This window comes from Phaeobacter sp. JH20_34, assembly GCF_048056095.1.
Lineage (GTDB): Bacteria > Pseudomonadota > Alphaproteobacteria > Rhodobacterales > Rhodobacteraceae > Phaeobacter > Phaeobacter bryozoorum.
The window spans coordinates 104,659-126,976 of sequence record NZ_JAYMWT010000011.1 but is presented as its reverse complement, the minus strand read 5'-3'; the positions used below and the strand labels follow the sequence as shown (position 1 = coordinate 126,976).

The 22,318-nt window shown below is 59.5% G+C and carries 18 protein-coding genes; 12 read left to right on the top strand and 6 right to left on the bottom strand.

The window, feature by feature from the left end:
- Position 1: 1 nt before the first annotated feature.
- Positions 2 to 883: an urease accessory protein UreD gene (locus VWZ81_RS09995; protein ID WP_416542638.1), complete on the bottom strand. Its 882-nt coding sequence runs from the start codon at positions 881 to 883 to the stop codon at positions 2 to 4.
- A gap of 388 nt (positions 884 to 1,271) precedes the next feature.
- Between VWZ81_RS09995 and urtA the strand changes: the two genes are divergently transcribed.
- From urtA to VWZ81_RS09955, 8 genes are all read left to right on the top strand, one after another.
- Complete coding sequence (gene urtA / locus VWZ81_RS09990; RefSeq protein WP_416542637.1) at positions 1,272 to 2,567, top strand: urea ABC transporter substrate-binding protein; 1,296 nt, start codon at positions 1,272 to 1,274, stop codon at positions 2,565 to 2,567.
- An 80-nt stretch (positions 2,568 to 2,647) separates the two neighbouring features.
- Positions 2,648 to 4,648 (top strand): urea ABC transporter permease subunit UrtB, encoded by a 2,001-nt coding sequence (urtB, locus tag VWZ81_RS09985; RefSeq protein WP_416542636.1) that lies wholly within the window; start codon positions 2,648 to 2,650, stop codon positions 4,646 to 4,648.
- Between the two features lie 3 nt (positions 4,649 to 4,651).
- Positions 4,652 to 5,854: an urea ABC transporter permease subunit UrtC gene (gene urtC / locus VWZ81_RS09980; RefSeq protein WP_340546968.1), complete on the top strand. Its 1,203-nt coding sequence runs from the start codon at positions 4,652 to 4,654 to the stop codon at positions 5,852 to 5,854.
- Complete coding sequence (urtD, locus tag VWZ81_RS09975; protein WP_340546967.1) at positions 5,851 to 6,591, top strand: urea ABC transporter ATP-binding protein UrtD; 741 nt, start codon at positions 5,851 to 5,853, stop codon at positions 6,589 to 6,591. The genes urtC and urtD overlap by 4 nt, the downstream gene beginning before the upstream one ends.
- A gap of 3 nt (positions 6,592 to 6,594) precedes the next feature.
- The gene (gene urtE / locus VWZ81_RS09970) at positions 6,595 to 7,290 is read left to right on the top strand and encodes an urea ABC transporter ATP-binding subunit UrtE (protein WP_416542635.1); all 696 of its coding nucleotides are present in this window, start codon (positions 6,595 to 6,597) and stop codon (positions 7,288 to 7,290) included.
- Positions 7,291 to 7,852: 562 nt separating this feature from the next.
- Positions 7,853 to 9,667 (top strand): BCCT family transporter, encoded by a 1,815-nt coding sequence (locus VWZ81_RS09965; protein WP_340546965.1) that lies wholly within the window; start codon positions 7,853 to 7,855, stop codon positions 9,665 to 9,667.
- A 178-nt stretch (positions 9,668 to 9,845) separates the two neighbouring features.
- Positions 9,846 to 12,035, top strand: coding sequence for a thiamine pyrophosphate-dependent enzyme (locus VWZ81_RS09960; RefSeq protein ID WP_416542634.1), 2,190 nt, complete (start codon positions 9,846 to 9,848; stop codon positions 12,033 to 12,035).
- Positions 12,032 to 13,066 carry an ACP S-malonyltransferase gene (locus VWZ81_RS09955; protein WP_416542633.1) on the top strand — a complete coding sequence of 345 codons (1,035 nt, stop codon included), beginning with the start codon at positions 12,032 to 12,034 and terminating at the stop codon, positions 13,064 to 13,066. The genes VWZ81_RS09960 and VWZ81_RS09955 overlap by 4 nt, the downstream gene beginning before the upstream one ends.
- Here the strand turns inward: VWZ81_RS09955 and VWZ81_RS09950 are convergent.
- The 3 genes from VWZ81_RS09950 to VWZ81_RS09940 form a co-directional block, all read right to left on the bottom strand.
- The gene (locus tag VWZ81_RS09950; RefSeq protein WP_416534447.1) at positions 13,063 to 14,640 is read right to left on the bottom strand and encodes a DUF427 domain-containing protein; all 1,578 of its coding nucleotides are present in this window, start codon (positions 14,638 to 14,640) and stop codon (positions 13,063 to 13,065) included. The two genes, VWZ81_RS09955 and VWZ81_RS09950, sit on opposite strands and share 4 nt — an antisense overlap.
- A 175-nt stretch (positions 14,641 to 14,815) precedes the next feature.
- Positions 14,816 to 15,517, bottom strand: a complete 702-nt coding sequence (locus VWZ81_RS09945) for a winged helix-turn-helix domain-containing protein (protein ID WP_416542632.1) — start codon at positions 15,515 to 15,517, stop codon at positions 14,816 to 14,818.
- Positions 15,489 to 15,794 (bottom strand): hypothetical protein, encoded by a 306-nt coding sequence (locus VWZ81_RS09940; protein WP_340546960.1) that lies wholly within the window; start codon positions 15,792 to 15,794, stop codon positions 15,489 to 15,491. Before VWZ81_RS09940 ends, VWZ81_RS09945 begins: the two co-directional genes overlap by 29 nt.
- Before the next feature lie 167 nt (positions 15,795 to 15,961).
- Between VWZ81_RS09940 and VWZ81_RS09935 the strand changes: the two genes are divergently transcribed.
- The 4 genes from VWZ81_RS09935 (at position 15,962) to VWZ81_RS09920 (ending at position 19,957) form a co-directional block, all read left to right on the top strand.
- Entirely contained in the window at positions 15,962 to 16,459 is a 498-nt protein-coding gene (locus tag VWZ81_RS09935; RefSeq protein ID WP_340546959.1) for a hypothetical protein, read from the top strand.
- A 110-nt stretch (positions 16,460 to 16,569) separates the two neighbouring features.
- A complete protein-coding gene (locus VWZ81_RS09930) occupies positions 16,570 to 17,187 on the top strand; it encodes a ribonuclease HII (protein WP_340546958.1) in 618 nt (205 codons plus the stop codon).
- Between the two features lie 110 nt (positions 17,188 to 17,297).
- A complete protein-coding gene (locus VWZ81_RS09925; protein WP_340546957.1) occupies positions 17,298 to 18,401 on the top strand; it encodes a site-specific DNA-methyltransferase in 1,104 nt (367 codons plus the stop codon).
- A 179-nt stretch (positions 18,402 to 18,580) separates the two neighbouring features.
- Positions 18,581 to 19,957 (top strand): adenylate/guanylate cyclase domain-containing protein, encoded by a 1,377-nt coding sequence (locus tag VWZ81_RS09920; protein ID WP_416542631.1) that lies wholly within the window; start codon positions 18,581 to 18,583, stop codon positions 19,955 to 19,957.
- 7 nt (positions 19,958 to 19,964) lie between these two features.
- Here VWZ81_RS09920 and VWZ81_RS09915 read toward each other — a convergent pair whose 3' ends face one another.
- Together VWZ81_RS09915 and mutY are read right to left on the bottom strand one after the other, a co-directional pair.
- Positions 19,965 to 21,128 carry an alkane 1-monooxygenase gene (locus VWZ81_RS09915; protein ID WP_416542630.1) on the bottom strand — a complete coding sequence of 388 codons (1,164 nt, stop codon included), beginning with the start codon at positions 21,126 to 21,128 and terminating at the stop codon, positions 19,965 to 19,967.
- A 73-nt stretch (positions 21,129 to 21,201) separates the two neighbouring features.
- The gene (gene mutY / locus VWZ81_RS09910; protein WP_416542629.1) at positions 21,202 to 22,266 is read right to left on the bottom strand and encodes an A/G-specific adenine glycosylase; all 1,065 of its coding nucleotides are present in this window, start codon (positions 22,264 to 22,266) and stop codon (positions 21,202 to 21,204) included.
- Positions 22,267 to 22,318 lie beyond the last annotated feature (52 nt).

Sequence of the window (22,318 nt, the reverse complement as noted above, 5' to 3'; positions counted from 1 at the left end):
GTCAGATCATCCAAGGTCGGGGAAGAGGGGCGCCGCGAAGATCACGGAGGATCGGCAACAGGAGCTGGCGCAGGACATAGCTGTCCGCTGCGAGGGCACGCATGACCAGCAGGTCTGAGCCGATCAGGCTGGCCCCGGCGGTCGGGCCAAGCTGCGCGCGCAACGGGCCAAGCCGCCCGGCAGCGTCCGGTGCAACATAAATGAGCGTTGCGATGGCTCCGGCGCCGTTTGCGGTTGCGGGTCTTGCCAGATGGGCCGCGATGTCACCATCGAGGCTTACGTTATCCAGAAACAGCGGTGCGCCTGCGCGGCGGATGTCAATGCAATCACGCAGGCTCGCCTTGGTAAGGGTCTCGCCCATTGCCGCCCGCCCGAAGATCAGCGACTCGCATAGCAGCAGCCGGGCGTCTTCGTGCAGATCGACCGTCAGAGTCCGATCCAGGTTGCACCCTTGAAACAGGATGGTTTCCTGGGGCAGCCAGGCAAGGCTGGCGCGAGGCTCGACACTGAGCGAGTTGCGAATTGTGCCCGTCTCTCCGGGTTGCGCCCGATAGGCCCGTTCCGCCGCCTGGGTGGTGAGCGTAAGAGAGGTTCCGACGCGCGCGGTGGCGCTGAGTTCAAATTGATCTCCGCCAGTCACACCGCCCGCTGTATTGACCAGAACCCCCTGAAGATCCGCGTCATGGGTGCGCGGGAACAGCAGCTTCAGAGAGCCCGCCTGACGGAGTCCGGCGAGGACCGATGTGTTGCCGCGCCGCTTGGAGGATACCGAGACCGTGCCGATGGCGCGCGGCGGGGTCGGCTGGCTCGGCCATGGTTGCGTCTCGGCCGTAGGAAGGCGCGACGCCCTGGAATCACCGGAACAGGCGGTTTGCCAAGGCATCAATTGGCGCTGGGATGAAGGTCTAGGCGTCATGCTGTCGATTTCATCACAGTGCGGATCTGCCGCCAGTTCAAAGCGAACAGTTGGCTGTTCCGCGGCAAGCCCTGCGCAAAATAGAGGCCAATTGTGGGTTTGGTGATCAAAAAACAGGCTGTTGCGCGGTTGGCGGCGGGCGTTTTTCGCGCGTCGTTTGCGAAACTTGCTGCGATGCAGAATGCTCAGCCCATCCACGAGAGCGAGGCTCAAACATCGTGGATGTGTGACGACCGGAGGAATTTGCGATCTCGCCAGCCGCCACACGGATGCAACACGAAGCTGCCCGCCACAGGTAGGAAATCCGGCGCCCCGGCGCAAGGGATACACCTCTGTCCGGGCGAGGAGAGACTGAATGATCACCTATAAATCTGTTCTGGCGACGACAGCCACCTGCACTGCGCTGGGTTTGGCGACCATGGGAACTGCGGTTGCGGCGGCTGATTGCCCAATAAAGGTGGGTGTCCTGCATTCGCTGTCTGGGACGATGGCGATTTCCGAAACAACGCTCAAAGATACCATGCTCATGCTCCTTGAGGATCAGAACGCCAAAGGCGGCGTCCTCGGTTGTGAACTGGAACCGGTTGTGGTGGATCCTGCGTCCAACTGGCCCCTGTTCGCCGAGAAAGCCCGCGAATTGCTGAGTGTGCATGAGGTCGATGTGATCTTTGGCAATTGGACCTCGGTGAGCCGCAAATCGGTGCTGCCGGTGATCGAAGAGCTGAACGGCCTGTTGTTCTATCCGGTGCAATATGAGGGCGAAGAAAGCTCGCGCAACGTGTTCTACACCGGTGCTGCGCCGAACCAGCAGGCAATTCCGGCAACGGATTACTTTCTGGACGAGCTGGGTGTGGAGAAATTCGCGCTGCTGGGCACCGATTATGTATATCCGCGCACCACGAACAATATCCTCGCCAGCTATCTGAAGCAGAAGGGAATCGCCGAGAGTGATATCTTTGTGAACTACACTCCGTTTGGTCATTCGGACTGGTCCAAGATCGTTGCCGATGTCGTGGCGCTGGGCGCAGATGGCAAGAAGGTGGGGGTGATCTCCACCATCAACGGCGATGCGAATATCGGGTTTTACAAAGAGTTGGCGGCAGCCGGTATCAGCGCTGACGATATCCCGGTTGTGGCGTTTTCTGTCGGGGAGGAGGAACTCTCGGGTCTGGATACTTCCAATCTGGTCGGGCATCTGGCGGCCTGGAACTACTTTCAATCCGCCGAGGATGACGCCAACAGCGCCTTTGTCGCGAAGTGGAAGGAGCGGATGGGCGAGGACCGGGTAACCAACGATCCGATGGAAGCCCATTACATCGGTTTCAACATGTGGGTGAATGCGGTGACAGAGGCCGGCACCACAGATGTCGATGCTGTCCGCGCGGCGATGTACGGGCAGGAGTTTCCGAACCTGACCGGTGGCACGGCGGTCATGCTGCCTAACCACCATCTCGCAAAACCGGTACTGATCGGTGAGATACTGGACAACGGGCAGTTTGATATCATCAGCCAGACTGAGGAAGTGCCCGGCGATGCCTGGACAGATTTCCTTCCCGAGTCGGCTGTTCTGACTTCGGATTGGAAAGACCTCAGCTGCGGTATGTACAACACCGAGACCAAGAGCTGCGTGCAGACTCTGTCCAACTACTGACCTGGCAGGATCGTAACGGAAGGGGGGATTTCCTCCCTTCCAACCCTCTCTTCCCTCCTCGAACGGAAATGACGCCTATCATGACACGGTTTTTTGCCGCTGGTCTGTTTGTGCTTTGGGGCTGCTTGGCTGCCACGGCGCAGACAGCGCCTCAACTGGCCTCGCCTTCGCCTGTTGCATCTGCACCATCGAATACAGGGGTTCAGGACCTCCTTCAGTCGCAGTCCGCCTTGATTGTCGCCAGTTCGCGGCAGACGATCGAACCCGCGATTGATGCCTTCGCCGAAAGTGGCCTCGCGCAGGTTCAGGCTGTCTTGCAGCTCTGGCAGGACAAGAAACTGGTCCTGCGGACATCCGACCACGTGTTCTTCAGGGCCGAGAAAAACGCTGATGGGCGCTATGATCTGATTGACCTCGACAGTGGCGCAATGGTCGGGGTGGCGGATAAGGGCGATCTCAAGCTGATCAAGCCCAACTCCGGCGTGCGGGCGATGATCGGAACGGCGCTGGTTCGGTTCCAACTGGAAGACCCGGATCTGTCGATACGACAGGCGGCAGTTACCTCCATCGGGCGGGACCCGTCAGCCGCGGCGCTCATGCCGTTGCGGGCCTCAATTGCCAGTGAGACCGATGAGGATCTGCTGGCCTTAAAGCGGCGTGCGGAGCGCCTGTTGACCATTCGCTTTGGTACCGATCCAAAGGCACGTGTTGGCGCAATTGAGGAGATGTCCGCCGATCTGGGGGTTGATGTCCGCGCGACATTGAACCCGCTGTTGCAGACGGAGTTGCAGATCCATTCCTCGGGTGCGCCGACGGGTGCAAATGTCGCGGCCGAGCGGCGTATCGGGCGCGGGATCGGCGCGGAGGATGCCTATGCCGCACTGGTTGCCCGCGATCTGGCACCTGCGACGCTGGGGGCCGACGAGATCAGGTCAGCGTTGGAGGCCAATATCGCCGATGGTCGTGTGGCCGGTATTCCATTGGCGCAATTGTCTGACCCTGCAATGCGGCAACAGGCCTATGACGGTCTGGTGGCTGCCGGTCTGGCCCGCCCGGCCCCAACCCGGGAAGAGATGGCTGATGCAGTCGCAGGCTACCGGTACTTTGACATCTATGAGGAGTCCTCCTTGGCGGTGACGGATGCCGCAGAGACGGCACTGGCGCGCATCAACAGGCAGGTCGGTTTCAATCAGGCGGCGGATCTCACTCTGGATGCCATGTCTCTGGCGTCGATCTATTTTCTGGCGGCCATCGGTCTTGCGATCACCTTTGGCGTTATGGGGGTCATCAACATGGCCCACGGCGAATTCATCATGATGGGGGCTTATACCGGCTATGTGGTGCAGCTGTTCATCTCCGACCATACGCTGTCCATTCTGGTGGCGATTCCAGCGGCCTTTGCGGTGACCTTCGGAGCGGGGATTGCGATGGAGCGTCTGGTGATCCGCTGGCTCTACAATCGGCCGTTAGAGACGCTTCTTGCGACATTTGGTATTTCCATCGCATTGCAGCAGCTGGCCAAGAACATATTCGGGACGCAGGCGCGCCCGCTGACCGCACCGGGATGGCTGGACGGCGCGTGGATCATCAACGACGTCGTGTCCATCAGTTATATCCGTATCGCGATCTTCGTGCTGGCGTTGGGTTTTCTTGGGCTGTTGCTGTTCATTATCCGGCGCACACGCCTGGGGCTGGAAACCCGTGCCGTCACCCAAAACCGAGGCATGGCGGCATCCATGGGGATTAATCCGGACCGGGTGAATATGCTGACCTTTGGCCTGGGGTCCGGCATCGCGGGCATCGCGGGCGTTGCAATCGGGCTCTTTGCCAAGGTGACCTCCGAGCTGGGCAACGACTACATCGTCCAGAGCTTCATGACCGTTGTGGTCGGCGGCGTCGGCAGTATCTGGGGCACCCTGGCCGGGGCGGTGATGATCGGTTTCTCCCAGAAGGGCATCGAATGGCTGAACCCGTCCAACACGCTGGCGGCACAGACCTATATGATTGTGCTGATCATCATCTTCATCCAATTCAGACCGCGCGGAATTGTTGCCCTGCGTGGCCGCGCGGCGGGGGACTGATCCATGCAGCGTTCGTTTATTGCCCGCAATCCATCGGTGTTGGTTTTCATTGCCGTTCTGGCGCTGTTCACGCTGGGAATTACCCTGCTGTCCGAAGGGTTGGGGGCCGGGTTTGTTTCCACCTCCATGATCAAGACACTGGGCAAGACTCTCTGCCTATGTCTGGTAGCGATCGCGATGGATCTGATCTGGGGCTATGTCGGGATCCTCAGCCTGGGGCATTTCGCGTTTTTCGGGCTGGGCGGCTACATGATCGGCATGTGGCTGATGTATGAGCGTACGCGGGATGCGGTGCTCGGCTCCCTGTCGGATGCGGTGCTACCGCCAACCCAAGGCGAGATACATGATGCGATCGCACATCAGATCTTTGGTGTCGTCGGGGGGGACAGCTTTCCGCTGGTCTGGGCCTTTGCCGACAGTCTGGCAGTGCAGCTCTTACTTGTCGTGGCGGTTCCCGGGCTGCTGGCGCTGGTCTTTGGCTGGCTGGCCTTTCGCAGCCGGGTCACGGGTGTCTACCTGTCGATCCTGACGCAGGCGATGACATTGGCGCTGGCGCTATATCTGTTCCAGAACGACAGCGGATTGCGTGGCAACAACGGGCTGAGCGGGCTGCAAAACCTGCCCGGTCTGACTGATGTGCCGCAGTCGCTGGTTTCGATCTGGTTTTTCTGGGGCTCGGCCCTTGCATTAGGGCTGGGCTATGTGACGGCTGCCTGGGTGGTTGGCGGAAAGTTTGGATCCGTGCTGCGGGCGATCCGCGACAATGAGACCCGGGTCCGGTTTCTGGGCTATTCCGTTGAGGGCTACAAGCTGGTGGTGTTCACCGGAACCGCCTGTGTCGCGGGCATTGCAGGTGCGCTTTATTACCCGCAGGCCGGCATCATCAACCCTGCTGAGATGGCGCCAATCGCGTCTATCTACCTCGCGGTTTGGGTCGCCATCGGTGGACGTGGCCGACTTTACGGCGCGGTGATTGGTGCCGCACTCGTCTCGCTGCTGTCCAGCTGGTTTACTGGCGGTCAGGCACCGGATGTTGACCTCGGGATTTTCACTATTCGCTGGGTTGACTGGTGGCAGGTTGTCCTGGGGCTCGGGTTCGTTCTGGTGACGCTGTTTGCGCCCAAGGGGATCGGTGGATTGCTTGACCTGATCCAGCAACGCAGAACGATTGCAACTGAACCCGGTGAGCAGGAGGTCCAGCGATGAATCCGCTTCTGGAAGTCTCAGGTATTTCGGTCAGCTTTGACGGGTTTCGCGCGATCAACAACCTGTCGTTCAGGATTGGTCCGGCGGAGCTGCGCGCGATTATCGGACCAAACGGTGCGGGCAAGACCACCTTCATGGATATTGTCACCGGGAAAACTGCGCCCGATAGCGGCAGCATCATCTGGGATGGTCGTCGAAGATCGGTGTTTGCCGGTTCCGAAGCGCGCATTGCGCGGGACGGCATTGGCCGCAAGTTCCAGAAACCGACGGTCTTCGAGGAACAGACAGTGCAGGAAAACCTGCTGCTGGCATTGAAGGCGGACCGCGGCCCGTTTGCCGTGTTACGTTATCGCCCCAGCTCGCCGCATCTTGGCCGCGTTCAGGAACTGGCTGCGGAGGTTGGTCTGGCCGATGCCTTGCACCGTTCCGCCGGGGAGCTGAGCCATGGGCAGAAACAGTGGTTGGAGATCGGCATGTTGCTGGCGCAGGAACCACGGTTGCTGCTGGTGGATGAACCGGCGGCAGGCATGAGCCCGGAAGAACGTGAACAGACCACGGCTATCCTGGTCGCAGCGGCCAAGACGCGTGCGGTTGTCGTCGTGGAGCACGATATGGACTTTGTGCGGCGCCTCAACTGCAAGGTGACGGTTCTGCACGAAGGCGCGGTCCTCGCCGAAGGATCGCTGGATCATGTGACCGCCGATCAAGCTGTCATTGATGTTTATCTGGGGCGCTAAAATATGCTGAAGCTGGAAAATATATCGCTGCACTATGGGCATTCGCAGATCCTGCATGGGATTTCGATTGAGGTGAAACGTGGTGAGGTGGCCTGCGTGATGGGGACGAATGGCGTGGGAAAGACCAGCCTGATGAAGGCGATTTCCGGTCGCCATCCTCGATCCGGTGGAGAAATTCTGCTGGACGGCGACCCATTGCGGGCTGCCTCATCCTATCAACTGGCGCAAAAAGGCATCGCTTATGTGCCGCAGGGGCGGGAGATCTTTCCGTTGCTGACGGTGCTTGAGAATCTCGAAACCGGGTTTGGCTGCCTGCCGCGAAGCGATCATCAGGTGCCGGATCGGATCTACCAGCTGTTCCCCGTTCTACACGATATGCGTCATCGCCGTGGAGGCGATCTCTCAGGGGGGCAACAACAACAGCTTGCCATTGCACGCGCATTGATCACGCGTCCGAAGCTGCTGCTGCTTGATGAACCGACCGAGGGGATCCAGCCGAATATCATTCAGCAGATCGGAGATGTAATCCGGCATCTGCGCGACGAGCGCGAGATGGCGATTGTTCTGGTCGAGCAATATTTCGATTTTGCCTATGAGCTTGCAGATAGATTTGTCGTTCTGCGACGGGGGCGCATCACAATGTCCGGGGAGCGTGCCGACATCAGCCGGTCCGACCTGCTGGCAGGTGTTTCCGTCTGAACCTTACCGGGTCTCTGCTGTCGCGGATTGGTCCGAGGCCGGTCTGTCTGGTTAACTTGCACAAAATTTGGCACGGTCATCAGGGATTTTGAGCGTGCTGATATCTGTATCCGAGATGTTTTTCCGGTCGATATAAGCTGCTGGAAAAAGCTTTGACAGGCTGCAAGCATTTGAAATGTTTGAATCCTAATTCGTCTTTGCGATGGATTTAGATTTTCTGAAATTCGCTACATTTTATTCGAAGTGCCTGAAGCACTGTAATTGAGTAGTCTTGACCAAATGCGCGACGCCGACATGGGGACGAGGGGGCTTGGATGCACCTTCGAGACGGCGTCGGCGTGGGACAGGAGATAGGGGAGCAGAACTGAAACCGAACGGCTGCGCGTCCAGCAGAGCCTAGGTTGTGCCGAAGGGCCAGCATGGGATCTGCCGATCTGCCCGCGTGACCGCATATCGAGCCTTGCGCAGCACCTTTGCGTGCGCTGCGCACAACCCGCCACCCGAGCGCCAGGTGATACGGGGAACGACAACAACGGCGCGCGACACGGAACAGGGAACGATTATGTCAATCAAGCCACCATTTACCGAGTTGGAGATCGAAACAGCTCCATCCGGCTTCTACGAGGGCCACAGCCTTCCTATCGCGTTGATCAGTAAGATCATCATGACGACGCTGGTCCTCTGGGCCTTGGTCTGGCCAAGCAAAGCCAGCGGAACCCTGTCCTGGGTGAACAGCGAGTTGCTGAACGGATTCAACGCCTTCTACATCATCTCCGTGGGACTGTTTGCCTTCTTCCTGTTTGTTCTGGCCATTCTGCCTGCAACCGGCAACAAGAAGCTGGGGGCGGCTGATGCGACGCCGGAATTCTCCAATTTCTCGTGGTTCTCGATGATGTTTGGTGCCGGGCTGGGCGTCGGGCTAATGGTCTTTGCAACGGCGGAGCCGCTGGGCCTCTGGGGTTCCAACCCATTGGTTCTGTCCGGCGAGGTCGCAGCAAATACCGAGGAGGCGGTCCAGTCCGCCTATCGCTACACCTTCCTGCACTATGGGTTTCACGCCTGGGCGATCTACGTTCTGACCGGCCTGTCGCTGGCTTATTATGCCTATACGCGCGATATGCCGCTGACGATCCGGTCGGCCCTGACGCCGTTGCTTGGCAAGGCTGCAAATGGCTTTATCGGCCATCTGGTTGATGTTCTGGGTGTTGTGGCCACCATTCTTGGCGTGTCCGTCACCATCGGTTTTGGTGTCAGCCAGTTCGTTGATGGCGTCTATGCGGTTTCAGGGATGGAATGGCTGATGAACGGAGATGCCGAAGCGCCGAAACCGAGCACCGTTGGCCTGCTGTCGGCGCTTTTCGTGATCATGGGGCTGTCGATTCTTTCTGCAGTTTCCGGGGTTGGTCGCGGCATCAAATATCTCTCCAACCTCAATCTCGTACTGTCGGTTATCCTGCTGCTGACCTTTGTGTTCTTTGGGTCGTTCTTCTTTGCGATGACTAAATTCGGCAGCGGTCTGGTCGATTACATCCTGCATTTCACTCAGATGTCCTTTGGTGCCTATGGGCCGCAATCGGCGGATGCCTTTGCGACGGCTCTGCCGGAGGCCGCACAGGCGCTTCCTGCGGAAGATATGAGCTCGGTCTACGGTTCGGCAACATCCCCCTGGGGGTCGCTGGGCGGCTTCACCGAAGGGCTGCCGGCGTCGGCGGCAGCGCTGGATGCCGATGCGATCTATGCAGCCGGGGAACCCGGTCGCCAGTTCGGCTGGCAGGCAGGCTGGACCACATTCTACTGGGCCTGGTGGATTGCCTTCTCGCCCTTCGTCGGTTTGTTCCTGGCACGTATTTCCAAAGGGCGCACCGTGCGTGAGTTCATTCTGGGCTGCGTGATCGCACCTGCCATCGTCTGCTTCCTGTGGATGACCATTCTGGGCGGCACCGCGATTGATCTGGAACTGAACGGTACCGCCGCAGGGTCGATCATCGGGGCGACCAATACAGCCAAGCTGTTTGTGACGCTGGAGCAGATGATTTCGGGCGGCTTCCTGTCTGCCATCACCGTGATGTGTGTTGTGCTGATCATGACCTTCCTCGTGACCTCAGCGGATTCGGGTATTCTGGTGATGAACACCATCATGTCCGGTGGCGAAGAGGAAACCGGGATCAAGCACCGTATCATCTGGGGCTTGATTCTGACCTCGGTCATCGGGGCGCTGATCATCGCTGGCAACAGTGGCGCGGCTTCCAATCCATTCGGAGCCTTGCAAAACGCTATGATCATTGGCGCACTGCCCTTCACAATTGTCATGGTTTTCATGATGATTTCACTGGCCAAGGCGCTGTATCGCGACAGTTTGCGGGCAAAGGCAGACTGATCCCGACCCTCATTGATTGCTTGTTAGAAAAGGTCGCGCCTCGGCGCGGCCTTTGTCATTCCGCGGGGCGGTCTTTGACCTGAGCAGTATGAGTTTTGCTCATGGGTGCCTGCTGTAATCTCATTGGTAAGACTGGCGCATATCGGCGATAAAGCCCCTGAGCAATAAGGGGTAGGCCATGGATCGCGCCGAGATCGTACATCAAAATTTCCTTGATCGAGTGGTCGCAGGTCGCCTGCCCCCGGGGCCGTCGCCTGTGGGGGACCTTTGCAGCAGTGATGCGGTCGCGATCTTTCGCGCGCAGGTCCTGAGCCGTGCCCTGGACCGCACCAGTCGGGCCATGCAAAAGGCTGGGCAGGGTTTCTACACGATCGGCTCGTCCGGTCATGAAGGAATGGCGGCGGTTGCGCGGGCCTTGCGCGCTGATGACATGGCCTTCCTGCACTACCGTGACGCCGCATTTCAGATCGCCCGGGCAGATCAGGTGCCGGGTCAGAGCATTGCCTGGGATATGCTGCTGTCCTTTGCCTGTTCTGCCGAGGATCCGACATCGGGCGGGCGGCACAAGGTGCTGGGATCCAAGGCGCTGATGATCCCGCCACAGACATCGACCATTGCCAGCCATCTGCCCAAGGCGGTCGGCACGGCCTATTCTATCGGTGCCGCGCGACGGCATGATCCAGAGCACCGGGTTCTGCCTGACGATGGGCTTGTGATGTGTTCCTTCGGCGATGCCTCGGCCAATCATTCGACGGCACAAGGAGCGATCAATACCGCCTGTTGGGCGTCTGTGCAGTCGACACCTTTGCCGCTGCTGTTTGTCTGTGAGGACAACGGGATTGGCATTTCGGTCAAGACTCCGAAGGGGTGGATCGAAGCGTCGATGTCGCATCGACCGGGCATGCGCTATTTTCAGGCCGACGGGCTGAATCTCCACGACACCTATGCGGTGGCCGGGGCAGCTGCCGACTACGTTCGTCGCTGCCGCAAGCCTGCTTTCCTGCATCTGCGCACCGTGCGGCTCTACGGTCATGCAGGCGCAGACGTGCCGACCACTTACCTCAGCAAGGCAGAGGTTGAGGCGGATGAGGCCAATGATCCGCTGCTGCACTCCGTGCGGTTGCTGTCGCAATCCGGAGCTTTGTCACGGGAAGCGGCACTGGAGATTTACACTGAGACCTGCGCGCGGGTTGAACGGATCCGCACAGAGGTCGTCACCCGTCCGCATCTGAGAACGGCAGGGGATGTCAGTGCCAGCCTGATCCCACCAAAGCGGGTCTGTCGCAAGACGAACGGGCCAAGCGGTGAGGTGCGGGCAGAAATTCTGGGCAGCGATCTGCGTGCTCAGACGGACCCCCAGCCGATGAGCCGGTTGATCAACTGGGCCTTGACCGACCTGATGCTGGAGCATCCTGAGCTGGTCACTATGGGCGAAGATGTCGGCCGGAAGGGTGGCGTCTATGGCGTCACCCAGAAGCTGCAACAGCGGTTTGGCCCGGACCGGGTGATTGATACCTTGCTGGACGAGCAGTCGATTCTTGGGCTGGCCATCGGCATGGGACACAACGGATTTGTCCCGATCCCGGAGATCCAGTTCCTGGCCTATCTACACAACGCCGAGGATCAGATCCGTGGCGAGGCCGCGACCCTGCCGTTTTTCTCTAACGGCCAGTTCAGCAATCCGATGGTGCTGCGGATCGCCGGTCTGGGCTATCAGAAAGGCTTCGGTGGCCATTTCCACAATGACAATTCGCTGGCGGTCCTGCGCGATATTCCGGGCATCGTGATTGCCTGTCCCTCGGACGGGTCCGAGGCCGCGATGATGCTGCGCGAGGCCGTGCGTCTGGCGCGAGAGGAACAGCGCGTCGTGGTCTTTGTCGAGCCGATAGCGCTTTATCCGATGCGTGATTTGCATGAGCCGAAGGACGGCGGCTGGATGCGTCTCTATCCCGCACCTGACCAGCGGATTACGTTGGGAGAGGTCGGGGTGCATGGCGATGGTCAAGACCTTGCCATCGTGACCTATGGAAATGGCCGTTACTTGGCGACACAGGCCCAGTCCGAGCTGAAGGCCAAGGGCGTTTCTACCCGGGTCGTCGATCTGCGCTGGCTCGCGCCGTTGCCAAAGGAAGCGCTGCTTGCGGCCACGGCAGGATGCGACAACATCTTGATCGTCGACGAATGCCGCAGCACAGGAAGTCAGTCGGAGGCGCTGATGGCGCTGTTCTATGAGACGGATGGCGCGCCGATGGCACGTGTCGTGGCGGAGGATTGCTTTATCCCGACCGGTCCCGCCTATGCTGCAACATTGCCGTCAAAGGAGAGTATCGTCGCAGCGGCGCTGCGGCTGACAGGAGCTGACACATGACCCGCACCGCTGTTCTGATCTGTCCCGGACGTGGCACATACAACAAAACGGAACTTGGGTATCTGGCGCGTCACCACGCCGACAAGCAGGCTCTAATTGGATCATTTGACGCAATGCGCGAGGCCGCGGGCCAAGAGAGTGTCACTGCGCTGGATGGTGCTGAGAGATACGCGATGTCCAAATACACGCGCGGCGATGTAGCCTCTCCGCTGATCTATGCCAGCGCGATTGCGGATGCGCAGTCACTCGCCGAAGACATTGATGTCGTGGCGGTCACGGGCAATTCGATGGGCTGGTACATCGCGCTGGCCGCCGCCGGTGCGCTCAGCCCTCAAACAGGGTTTGAGGTGGTCAACACCATGGGTCAGCTGATGCAGCAGCATCTCATTGGCGGGCAGCTGGTCTACCCCTGTCAGAGCGACGACTGGCAGTTGGATAGGCAGCGCAAGGCAGAGCTGCTTCAGCTGGTGCGTGACATAGACAGCAGGCCTGATCATCACCTGTCGCTGTCAATCAATCTGGGCGGCATGCTGGTGCTGGCGGGCAATGCCGACGGTCTCGATGCGTTTGAACAGGCTGTGCCGCAGGTGCAGGATCGCTTCCCCATGCGATTGACCAACCATGCCGCGTTCCATACCGACCTACAGACCCCGGTCGCTGCTGAAGGCCGGTCGCGACTGCCGGTGGACCTGTTCTCTGCGGCAAAGAAGCCATTGGTCGACGGGCGCGGGCAGGTTTGGTGGCCTGGCGGATATTCACTGACGAGCCTCAGGGACTACACGCTGAATGCGCAGGTCGTTGAGCCTTATGATTTCACTCGCGCGGTGCAGGTCGCGGCGCAGGAGTTCGCGCCGGATCTGTTTATCATCACCGGACCGGGGGCAACGCTGGGCGGCGCTGTTGCGCAGTCGCTGGTGCAGATCAACTGGCAGGGGCTCGGTGGCAAGGCTGCGTTCAAGGCGCGGCAGGCGCAGGAGCCGCTGGTTGTAGCAATGGGGAACGAGGCGCAGCGCCTGCTGGTCAGCCGTTAGGACGCGGCGAGCTGGTCGGCATCCATCGCCACGGAAACGGCGAAAGCCTCAACCGGGCGGGAGACATTGTGCAGCGATACCGAGCCAAGCGGCGTCGCCTGTTCCGGGGTTTCCAACAGGTCGCGGCTGACCACAATCGTATGGCCGCAGGATTTACCATAGTCGCCAAGCCGTGCGGCGATATTGGCGGCCTGACCGATGACGGTGAAATCCAACCGCTCACGGGATCCGACGTTGCCGTAGGTGACACGACCGTAGGCGAGACCGATGGCCGATTCACAGCGCCGCTTGCCCTCTTCGTCGCCCATTGCGTCCAGTCCGGCAACAATTGCCCGCGCCGATTGCAGGGCCTGCGCGCGTGCCTCATCGGGTGCGTCGCCGGCGGGGAACACCGCTAGGACCGCATCGCCGATGAATTTCAGCACCTCGCCGCCGTGTTCATGCACGATCGTCGATACCGTTTCAAAGAAGCTGTTGAGTAGCTCGATATAGGCGCTGCGGCCCAGGTCCTCCTCAAGCCGAGTGGATCCACGCAGGTCGCAGAACATAATGGCGGCATCAATGTCATCGCCATCACCACGCCGGATTTCCCCACCCAGAACCCGCGCGCCGGTTCGCTTGCCTACATAGGTTTCCAGCAGGGACTGTGCGTTCTCCCGCTGCATGAACACTTCATAGTACCGGGCAATAACCGCAGAACATTCGAATATCAGCCCCAGGTTTTCGGTCGAGAACCCTTTCGGATGATGGCTGGCAACCGTCAGCACGTTTATCCTCCCATCGGAGAAGGGCAGCGGCATCGCCACGTAATCGGTTGCGCCCTCTTCCCTCAGATCGCTGAGGATCGGAAAGGCATCGCTGGGCTGATCCAGATCCAACCGCTGCCGGATGCCGCCAAGCCCGTTGGAAACATGGCGCAGGGGACTGTTCTGAAATGCCGGGTGATCGTGGATTTCATAGCTCGGGGCGTAGGTCGTGACCTTGCCGGAGGCGCGGCTCCAGATGAAGTTCTTGCCCGCGATCATCGGGTGCAGGGACCAGGCCATCACCGAGAGGCGCGACAGGTGAACACCATGTTCGACCAGTTTCTCCGACAGGCTTTGGGTGAATTCCTCAGGTGTCGGCAGATATGCAGCTTCGCGCAGCAGCCAGTCGATCAGCGGTCCTGAAATATTACCGTATTCCGGGACCTCCAGCTGATTGCTGCCAAGGTCGATCTCGACGCGCGCTTCCGGCATAAAACTGACATGGCCTGCGATGCCGGAAGCCTCAGGCAGAGCATCGTCATAGGACCAGGCGGCATTGCAGATGCTCTGTTCGCCAAGTTCCAGATCCTGATAGCCTGCAGTTCCCTTAAACGGGCAGAAGGTCTGGTGCCCGTTGGCAGGCGTCAGGCAGGTGTGGATATCGTCACGGGGAAAATAGATGGCAGCAGGTCGGCGGGTCTCATACATCACCTTGGCACGGGTGCTCTGGGCGATGATCCTGCCACCTAGCCGCGCCGTAACCGGGCCGCGCAGCTCCTCTACCATAATTCCATATGCGGGTCTTGCGGTGCTGGCGCGCATGTTCATGAGGGCTGTTCCCGGGTGGACTGACAACAAGGGATCCATGTTGCCTGGTTTTCTACTATGTGGTGGTTTCCCGGCAAAATGCCAGAGCTGCACAGGGAATTGATCCATTGGATAAGGGCAGAGGTCCCTGTCAGTATGCGGTGGCGGGATTGGTGACCTCCCTGCGCACGGGGGGTCACACCATGCGGATCACATCCTTGCTGATCGACAGGACATAGCCGCGCTTGGCGATATTCTTGACCAGAAGCTCGCTGACCATCTGATTGCCCAATGTATCGCGCAGCCGCTTTATCCGTGTCGCTCCTGCGGCCTCTTCGCAGTCAACAGAGGGGCGGCCAGATATCATCGCCTCGATCTCCGCACCGGAGAGGACATCGTCATCAAGCCGGGCCTCGGCCAGAACTGCGAGCGTTTCCATCGCTGCGGCGGTCAGTTTGAAGCCCATGGTATTGAGGTAGACGGTGTTTTCTTCGCGGCTGATCAGCAGTTCAGTCACTTGGATGCCTGCGCGTTCGATCTGGACCATGCGCCGGTTCAGCATGACCAGCATGGCCAGAACCACCAGCGCAGCCACCATCATCATGGTGGCAAAGACCATCAGCACAAAAATTACCATCCGATAGCTGGTTAGCGTATCGGCAAAGGCCGTGCCGGACTGGGCGAGGATCTCAAGCAGCTTGATCTCGGCCTGCGTGGTAAGGTCGTTTTCCACAAAGACCCGCTCGACCTTTGCGTTGAAAGCGTTGGCATCGGGAAGCGTCAGCAGCAGCACGGTACCGGCAATCGCCAGCAAGGCAACGATGGCAGTGATCCCCAATGCGATGACGCGGCTTCCCGCCGCGCGCACCTCAGAAACGGAGAAAATAGGGTCCGGCATCTGTTTTCCTTTGTTCCAGCCCGTCGGGACCAAAAATGGACAGAACATTGAGCAAGGTCCAGCCCGCTGCCAACAGCCGGTCGGAGATTTCGGCCTTGGCGGCCGGCTTGCTGCAGCCGCCGCCAAGCTGGATCACGCCGTAATGCAGCCGCAGCGGGGCATCCTGTTTCGCCTTGTAATCGGCGTAACACTCGGCCGCTGCGGCCGGGCTCGTATCGCTGAGCATACCAATGGCAAGACCGGCAATCAGAGCTGTGGAGATAAGGAGGTTTTTCATACCCTCACACTGCGCATTTGTCGCGGGATATTCAATAACAACAGGCGATTGCGGGTGGTGATATTCGATAACAAGGCGCCGTTATTGCCTGTCCGCACGGTTCCGAACCAGGCTGATTGCATCGGCCATTTGGCCTCATGTTTTCAGAACTTCAGGAAGGACATCCCATGTTTCGCAGCAGTCGCATTGATGTAAATGCCAAACCGCATCGCAAATTCATCACGCTGATCGTTGCCGCAGCAGTCGCGGTGACCGGGTTTTCCGCGGCGCCTGCACGGGCGGATGAGGATGTTGCCAAGGTGCTGGCGGGTCTCGCCGTGCTTGGCATCATCGGTGCAATCGTGAAGAACAATCGCGATGATGATCAGCCACAGGTCACCCGTCCGCATCGTCCGTCACATGGCAAGCCGTATCGGCCTCATCATCCCAGACCGCTTCCGCCGCATGTGGCGCGCTATGATCTGCCGGCACAATGCGTGCGCTATTTCCCGCGCTACAGCCAAAGCCGGACTTTGATGGGGCAGGGCTGTCTGCGCAAACAGTACGGATTTGAGCACACCCTGCCGCGCGCCTGCCAGGTGACCTTCTGGAATGGCAAACGCAATCGTGTCGGCTATCGCCCGGATTGCCTCAAGGACCGCGGCTATCGCATTACCCGTCGCTGAGGTCGGCGGGACCTGGGTTCGAGCAGACTTGGGGGCTTCGGCCCCCTCTTTTTTGCGCGGTATCTGCGGTCGGACTTGAAACCCGGCTTAAAACCCGGTCAGACCAAGGGATGGATTATCCCGATTACACATTGGAAGCGGCCGCCCGTGCGCGTGGCCATATACGTATTGCAGGCGTGGATGAGGTTGGGCGTGGCCCGCTCGCCGGACCGGTGACCGCCGCTGCGGTCATCCTGGACGCCGACAATATTCCCGAGGGGCTGAACGATTCAAAGAAGCTAAGCGCCAAGCGGCGCGAGGCGGTCGAAGCGTCGATCTTTGCGCAGGCCGAGGTTGCGATTGCTCATGCCAGCGTCGAAGAGATTGATTCCCTGAACATTCTGCGCGCCTCGCATCTGGCAATGGAGCGGGCCGTTGCCGCCCTGGATCCGGCGCCGGATTATTTGCTGATCGATGGCAATCTGATCCCCAAGGGTCTGCTCCAGACGTCGGAGTTCGTGATCAAGGGAGACAGCAAATCAGTCTCCATCGCGGCGGCATCCATCGTGGCAAAATTGGCCCGTGACCGGATCATGGTGGATTTGGCGCAACAGTTTCCCGGCTATGGCTGGGAGAAAAACGCAGGCTACCCGTCCAAACAGCACCGCGACGCGCTGGTGAACCTGGGCGTGACCCCACATCATCGGCGTTCCTTTAAGCCTGTCCACAACATATTGTATCAAGAGTGAACCTCATCACCTTGTTCTAAAAAACAAATTGACCTCGAATCCACGATGACTCATCCTGTGGACAACCAAAATGAGCGCAAAAATGCGCCGTGGTTATCGAGGCAGAGCAAATGAACAAAACACTTACACGGGGCGCCGCGGCGCTCCCGCTAAACGCGATCCTTGACGGTGACTGTATCGACGTGATGTCCGGTCTGCCGTCAAATTCGATTGATCTGATTTTTGCGGATCCCCCCTATAACCTTCAGCTGAAGGGGCAATTGCATCGTCCTGACAACAGCAAGGTCGATGCGGTCGATGACCACTGGGATCAGTTTTCCAGCTTTGGCGTCTATGACGAGTTTACCCGTGCCTGGCTTAAACAGGCGCGCCGTATCCTGAAGCCAAACGGCTCCATCTGGGTGATCGGATCGTACCACAACATCTTCCGAGTCGGCACAGCGGTGCAGGACGAAGGCTTCTGGATCCTCAACGATGTGATCTGGCGCAAGTCGAACCCAATGCCGAATTTCCGTGGCAAGCGTTACACCAACGCGCATGAGACGATGATCTGGGCCTCAAAATCCGAAGGCGCAAAATATACCTTCAACTATGAGGCGCTGAAAGCGCTGAACGAAGGTTTGCAGATGCGTTCGGACTGGGTCATGCCGATCTGTACCGGCCATGAGCGGCTGAAGGATGAGGCCGGCAATAAGGCGCATCCGACGCAGAAACCCGAGGCGCTGCTGCACCGCATTCTCGTTGGCTCGACGAATCCGGGCGATGTGGTGTTGGACCCGTTCTTTGGCACCGGCACCACGGGCGCCGTGGCAAAGATGCTGGGCCGTGAATTTATCGGAATCGAGCGCGAAGCCGCCTACCGTGAAGTTGCCGAAAAGCGCATCAAATCCGTACGCAAGTTCGACCGCGAAGCGCTGCAGGTCTCTGCCAGCAAACGTGCCGAACCGCGCGTCCCCTTTGGTCAGCTGGTCGAGCGCGGCATGTTGCGCCCGGGCGACGAGCTTTATTCGATGAACCGTCGGCACAAGGCAAAAGTGCGCGCAGACGGCACGCTGATCGGCGACAATATCAAGGGATCAATCCATCAGGTCGGAGCGCATCTGGAAAACGCGCCCTCCTGCAATGGCTGGACCTACTGGTGTTTCAAGCGGGACGGAAAGACCGTGCCCATCGACGTGCTGCGCCAGCAGATTCGGGCAGAATTGCAAAACTGACCCCACCCTTTCACAACCTGTGTGAAACCGCAGGCGCTGTCGCATTGTCGACGGCGCCAACCTTGCCCCGCCGTCATGGCGGGGTCTTTTCGTTTCAGCGCTGTCGGTTCAAGGGGTGCATCCGTTGGCAGCTGCCGTTAGTTTGACGCAAGACCGGCGCCAATGGATGGATACATATCATGGCAGTAACCGCCTCCGCCCCCGCTCCTGCCTTGGATAGCGACGAAGCCATTTTCAGACAGGAGAGCCCCTATGCGCTGGATGCGCTAACAGAGCACAAACGCAATGGGCTGGAGCTTGCGGTGCGGGCGCGCTGGATCGCCATGGCCGTAACGGCGGTTTTTCTGATCTATGTGAACCCCAAATGGGATGTGCTGTATTATCACTTTATCCTTGCGTTGCTGTGTCTGAACGGCTGGCTGATCCGCCGGGTTGGACGGGTTGGGCAATCACGGCTTGAGATGCTGCTGATTTTTGCCGATCTGTCGATCATGACCATCGGAATGGTTCTGCCAAATCCGCTGAGTGTCGACGATACGCCGCTGCCTATTCAGTATCGGTTTGGCAATTTCATCTATTTTTTCATCATACTTGCCGCGGGGACTCTGGCCTATTCCTGGCGCACGGTGGTTGCCATCGGCATCTGGACCGCAGTCATCTGGCTATTTGCGGCGGTCATGGTCTGGTGGCTGACGGATCCGGTGCCCGGCCTGACCGAACGGGTGCTTGAGGTTGTGGGCTATGATCCGACCATGGCTGAATTTCTCGATCCGAACAGCTTTCTCCTGCATCAGCGCCTGCAGGAGGTTATCGTGTTCTTTCTGGTGGCAGTGACGCTGGGTATATCCTCAAAACGGCTCTACGCGCTGATCCAGAATAATGCTGGTCTTGAGCGTGAACGGGCCAATCTGTCACGGTATTTCTCGCCCAATGTGGTGCAACAGCTGTCGCAAAATGATGAACCGCTGAAGCAGACCCGCCGTCAGGACGTGGCCATTCTGTTCATTGACATTGTCGGGTTCACCCGCCTAGCGGCCGAGCGCGACGCCTATCAGGTGATTGACCTCTTGCGCGATTTTCATGGCCGCATGGAAAAGGAGGTGTTCCATCATCATGGCACGCTGGACAAGTATCTGGGCGATGGTTTGATGGCGACCTTTGGTACACCGCTGGCTGGTCCGAGGGACGCAAGTAACGCCCTGGCTTGCGGGCGGGCCATGCTGGCGTCGGTAGCGGAATGGAATGCCGAGCGACGCCGCTACGGCGAGGCAGAAATCCGCGTTGGCATCGGTGTTCACTATGGTGAGACGGTGATTGGCAATATCGGCGCAAACCGGTTGGAATATGCGGTGATCGGTAACGCGGTGAATATTGCAGCCCGACTGGAGGAGCGCACCCGCGAGATGAACGCTCAGATGGTGATCAGCGAGACCCTGCGGCAGCGTGTGCAGGACGAAGGCGGCGCCAGAGATCTGCAAGCAGGTTTCGTGCAGCACGGCGCATCTGAACTGCGTGGGCTGACCCGACCGATGACACTATGGGCGCTGCCCCGCTAGGTGTCCGCTAGGCGCGCGGGCCTGCCGGTGTCGGGTCGGGGCGGTCTTCGTGGCAACGGGCCGCATTGTAGGCGCTCCAATCGGTGATGTCAGGATAATACATCTGCCGCCAGCGCCGCACTCGCGGGTTCATGATCCGCCGCCACAGCGGTGGTATCATCGCCGCAACTGTCATGACCGGATAGCCGTAGGGTAGCTGGGGAGCATCGGCTGATGTGTGGTTCTGAAGCAGGGGAAAGCGACGATCGGGTTTGTAGTGGTGGTCGGAATGGCGTTGCAGGTTAATCAACAGCCAGTTTGACGCCTTATGGGCTGCATTCCACGAATGGCGCGGCATCACAGGCTCAAATTTGCCCCCGCCCAGATATTTGCGCGTAAGACCGTAGTGTTCAACGTAGTTCACCAGTTCCAGCTGCCAGATCGCGACACCGGCCTGGACCAGGAACAATCCTACGCCGAGCATCCCGCCCAGCACAAAGGCCATCAGCAGAAACGCGGCTTGCAGCGCCCAATAGCGAAAGAACGGGTTGCGCCGGTCAGTCCAAGGTAGGTTGCGGCGCGCCAGTTGTGCTCTCTCAGCCCGAAACGCAGACCGCCAGCATTGCCACAGAACACGCGGATAGAAACGATGGAAGCCCTCGTTGTAGCGCGCTGTGACCGGATCGCGGGGTGTGCCGACATGGCGATGATGCACGAGCAGATGCTCGGATCTGAAGTGAGAATAGAGCACCATTGCCAGCAGGATATCCGCCAGCCAACGCTCCAGTCTGCTCTTCTGGTGCATCAATTCGTGGCTGTAGTTGATCCCTATTGTGCCGCTGAGGACGCCAACACCGAAGAATACCCCGAATTTCTCCGCTCCCGAGAGATGATCGGCGCCAGGCACGTAGATTAGCATGGCAATCAGGAGCAGGACCTGCACCGGAACCCAGGCAATGGTCAGTGAAGAATACCAATGAAGATCTTCTTCGGGTGTGAGCGGATCCGCGTTTTCAAGATTAAGCCCGAAGACCCCGTCCAATGCCGCAAAGAGATACCAGGTGACGAAGGGCGGCAGCAGGATGAGCCAGCCACCATAAAGAGCGGCGAGCCCGACCAGCGGCACCAGCAGAAAGGACAACCAAAAGGGCAGGGCGGCCTGCCAGCTGCGCAGAGTCTTGGCGGATATCATTCCAGTACAGCCTCATTCAGGTCGGGCGCGTTCGTGGTCGACTATGCGCCCTGCCCGGATAAAAGAGAAGGCATCAGCGCCCCTTCCAGAGATCGAAGGCCTTGCGCATCACCGTCGGCAGGTCGGTGGGTTTGAAGTCATGTCGTTTTATCACGCGCTGACTGTCCTGCGGTGTGAAACCCGGTGGCAGCTCCGCCAGCATGACCTGCAGGACCAGGTGAAAATGGGTGAAGGTGTGACGCACCTCCGCCCCCAGATCCTGCCAATCGGCCTCAAACGGTGGGACTGGGGCCGGATCGTCGTTCCAATCACTGCCCGGCCAGCCCAGCATACCGCCCAGCAACCCCTTGTCCGGGCGCTGCTCCAGCAACCAGTCGCCATCGCAGCTGCGTGCCAGATAGACGATGCCAAGGCGGGTTGGCTTGGGTTTCTTGGGGGTTTTCTTTGGCAGTTCCAGAGCTGTGCCAGCCGCACGGGCAGCGCAGGGGCTGCGCCATGGGCAGATGCCACAGGCCGGATTGCGCGGTGTGCAGATCGTCGCGCCGAGATCCATTACCGCCTGAGCGTGGTCGCCCGGGCGCATTGCTGGGGTCAAGGCTGCAGCTTTCTCTTTCAGCTGGGGTTTGGCCGCTGGCAGGGGAGTATGGATATCGTAAAGCCGCGCCATCACCCGCTCGACATTGCCGTCCAGCACGGTTTCCGGGCGGTCAAATGCGATCGCCGAAATGGCGGCGGCGGTATAGGGGCCGATGCCGGGTAGGGCGATCAGCCCGTCATAGGTATTCGGAAAGGTGCCACCGTGTTCCTCGGCCACCACGCGCGCGCATTTCAGCAGATTGCGTGCCCGTGCGTAATACCCAAGACCTGCCCATTCCCCCATGACATCTGCATCCGCCGCCGCCGCGAGATCCGCCACCGTCGGCCAGCGGCTGGTGAACCGGTGGAAGTAGTCCTTGACGGCAGCCACAGTGGTTTGTTGCAACATGACCTCGCTCAGCCAGATGCGGTAGGGATCGGGCCAGATACCGGCGGCGCGATCCGACGGGCTGACACGCCAGGGCAGGCTGCGCGCGTGCTGGTCGTACCAGTCCAGCAAATCACGGCTCTGCGGGTGGCTCTCGCTGTTGAGGTCACGCATTCTTTATCCTTTATGGCCCGGTTTCGCTGGTTCTCGCATGGCAGCCCTTTAC

Excerpts from the sequence above, each read along its gene's own strand:
- VWZ81_RS09950 (WP_416534447.1), bottom strand. The coding sequence starts at position 14,640 with ATGAACATGCGCGCCAGCACCGCAAGACCCGCATATGGAATTATGGTA.
- VWZ81_RS09925 (WP_340546957.1), top strand. The coding sequence starts at position 17,298 with ATGAACAAAACACTTACACGGGGCGCCGCGGCGCTCCCGCTAAACGCG.
- VWZ81_RS09915 (WP_416542630.1), bottom strand. The coding sequence starts at position 21,128 with ATGATATCCGCCAAGACTCTGCGCAGCTGGCAGGCCGCCCTGCCCTTT.
- VWZ81_RS09930 (WP_340546958.1), top strand. The coding sequence starts at position 16,570 with ATGGATTATCCCGATTACACATTGGAAGCGGCCGCCCGTGCGCGTGGC.
- mutY (WP_416542629.1), bottom strand. The coding sequence starts at position 22,266 with ATGCGTGACCTCAACAGCGAGAGCCACCCGCAGAGCCGTGATTTGCTG.
- VWZ81_RS09940 (WP_340546960.1), bottom strand. The coding sequence starts at position 15,794 with ATGAAAAACCTCCTTATCTCCACAGCTCTGATTGCCGGTCTTGCCATT.
- VWZ81_RS09955 (WP_416542633.1), top strand. The coding sequence starts at position 12,032 with ATGACCCGCACCGCTGTTCTGATCTGTCCCGGACGTGGCACATACAAC.
- urtE (WP_416542635.1), top strand. The coding sequence starts at position 6,595 with ATGCTGAAGCTGGAAAATATATCGCTGCACTATGGGCATTCGCAGATC.
- urtD (WP_340546967.1), top strand. The coding sequence starts at position 5,851 with ATGAATCCGCTTCTGGAAGTCTCAGGTATTTCGGTCAGCTTTGACGGG.
- VWZ81_RS09995 (WP_416542638.1), bottom strand. The coding sequence starts at position 883 with ATGCCTTGGCAAACCGCCTGTTCCGGTGATTCCAGGGCGTCGCGCCTT.
- urtB (WP_416542636.1), top strand. The coding sequence starts at position 2,648 with ATGACACGGTTTTTTGCCGCTGGTCTGTTTGTGCTTTGGGGCTGCTTG.
- VWZ81_RS09960 (WP_416542634.1), top strand. The coding sequence starts at position 9,846 with ATGGATCGCGCCGAGATCGTACATCAAAATTTCCTTGATCGAGTGGTC.
- VWZ81_RS09935 (WP_340546959.1), top strand. The coding sequence starts at position 15,962 with ATGTTTCGCAGCAGTCGCATTGATGTAAATGCCAAACCGCATCGCAAA.
- urtC (WP_340546968.1), top strand. The coding sequence starts at position 4,652 with ATGCAGCGTTCGTTTATTGCCCGCAATCCATCGGTGTTGGTTTTCATT.
- VWZ81_RS09945 (WP_416542632.1), bottom strand. The coding sequence starts at position 15,517 with ATGCCGGACCCTATTTTCTCCGTTTCTGAGGTGCGCGCGGCGGGAAGC.
- VWZ81_RS09965 (WP_340546965.1), top strand. The coding sequence starts at position 7,853 with ATGTCAATCAAGCCACCATTTACCGAGTTGGAGATCGAAACAGCTCCA.
- VWZ81_RS09920 (WP_416542631.1), top strand. The coding sequence starts at position 18,581 with ATGGCAGTAACCGCCTCCGCCCCCGCTCCTGCCTTGGATAGCGACGAA.
- urtA (WP_416542637.1), top strand. The coding sequence starts at position 1,272 with ATGATCACCTATAAATCTGTTCTGGCGACGACAGCCACCTGCACTGCG.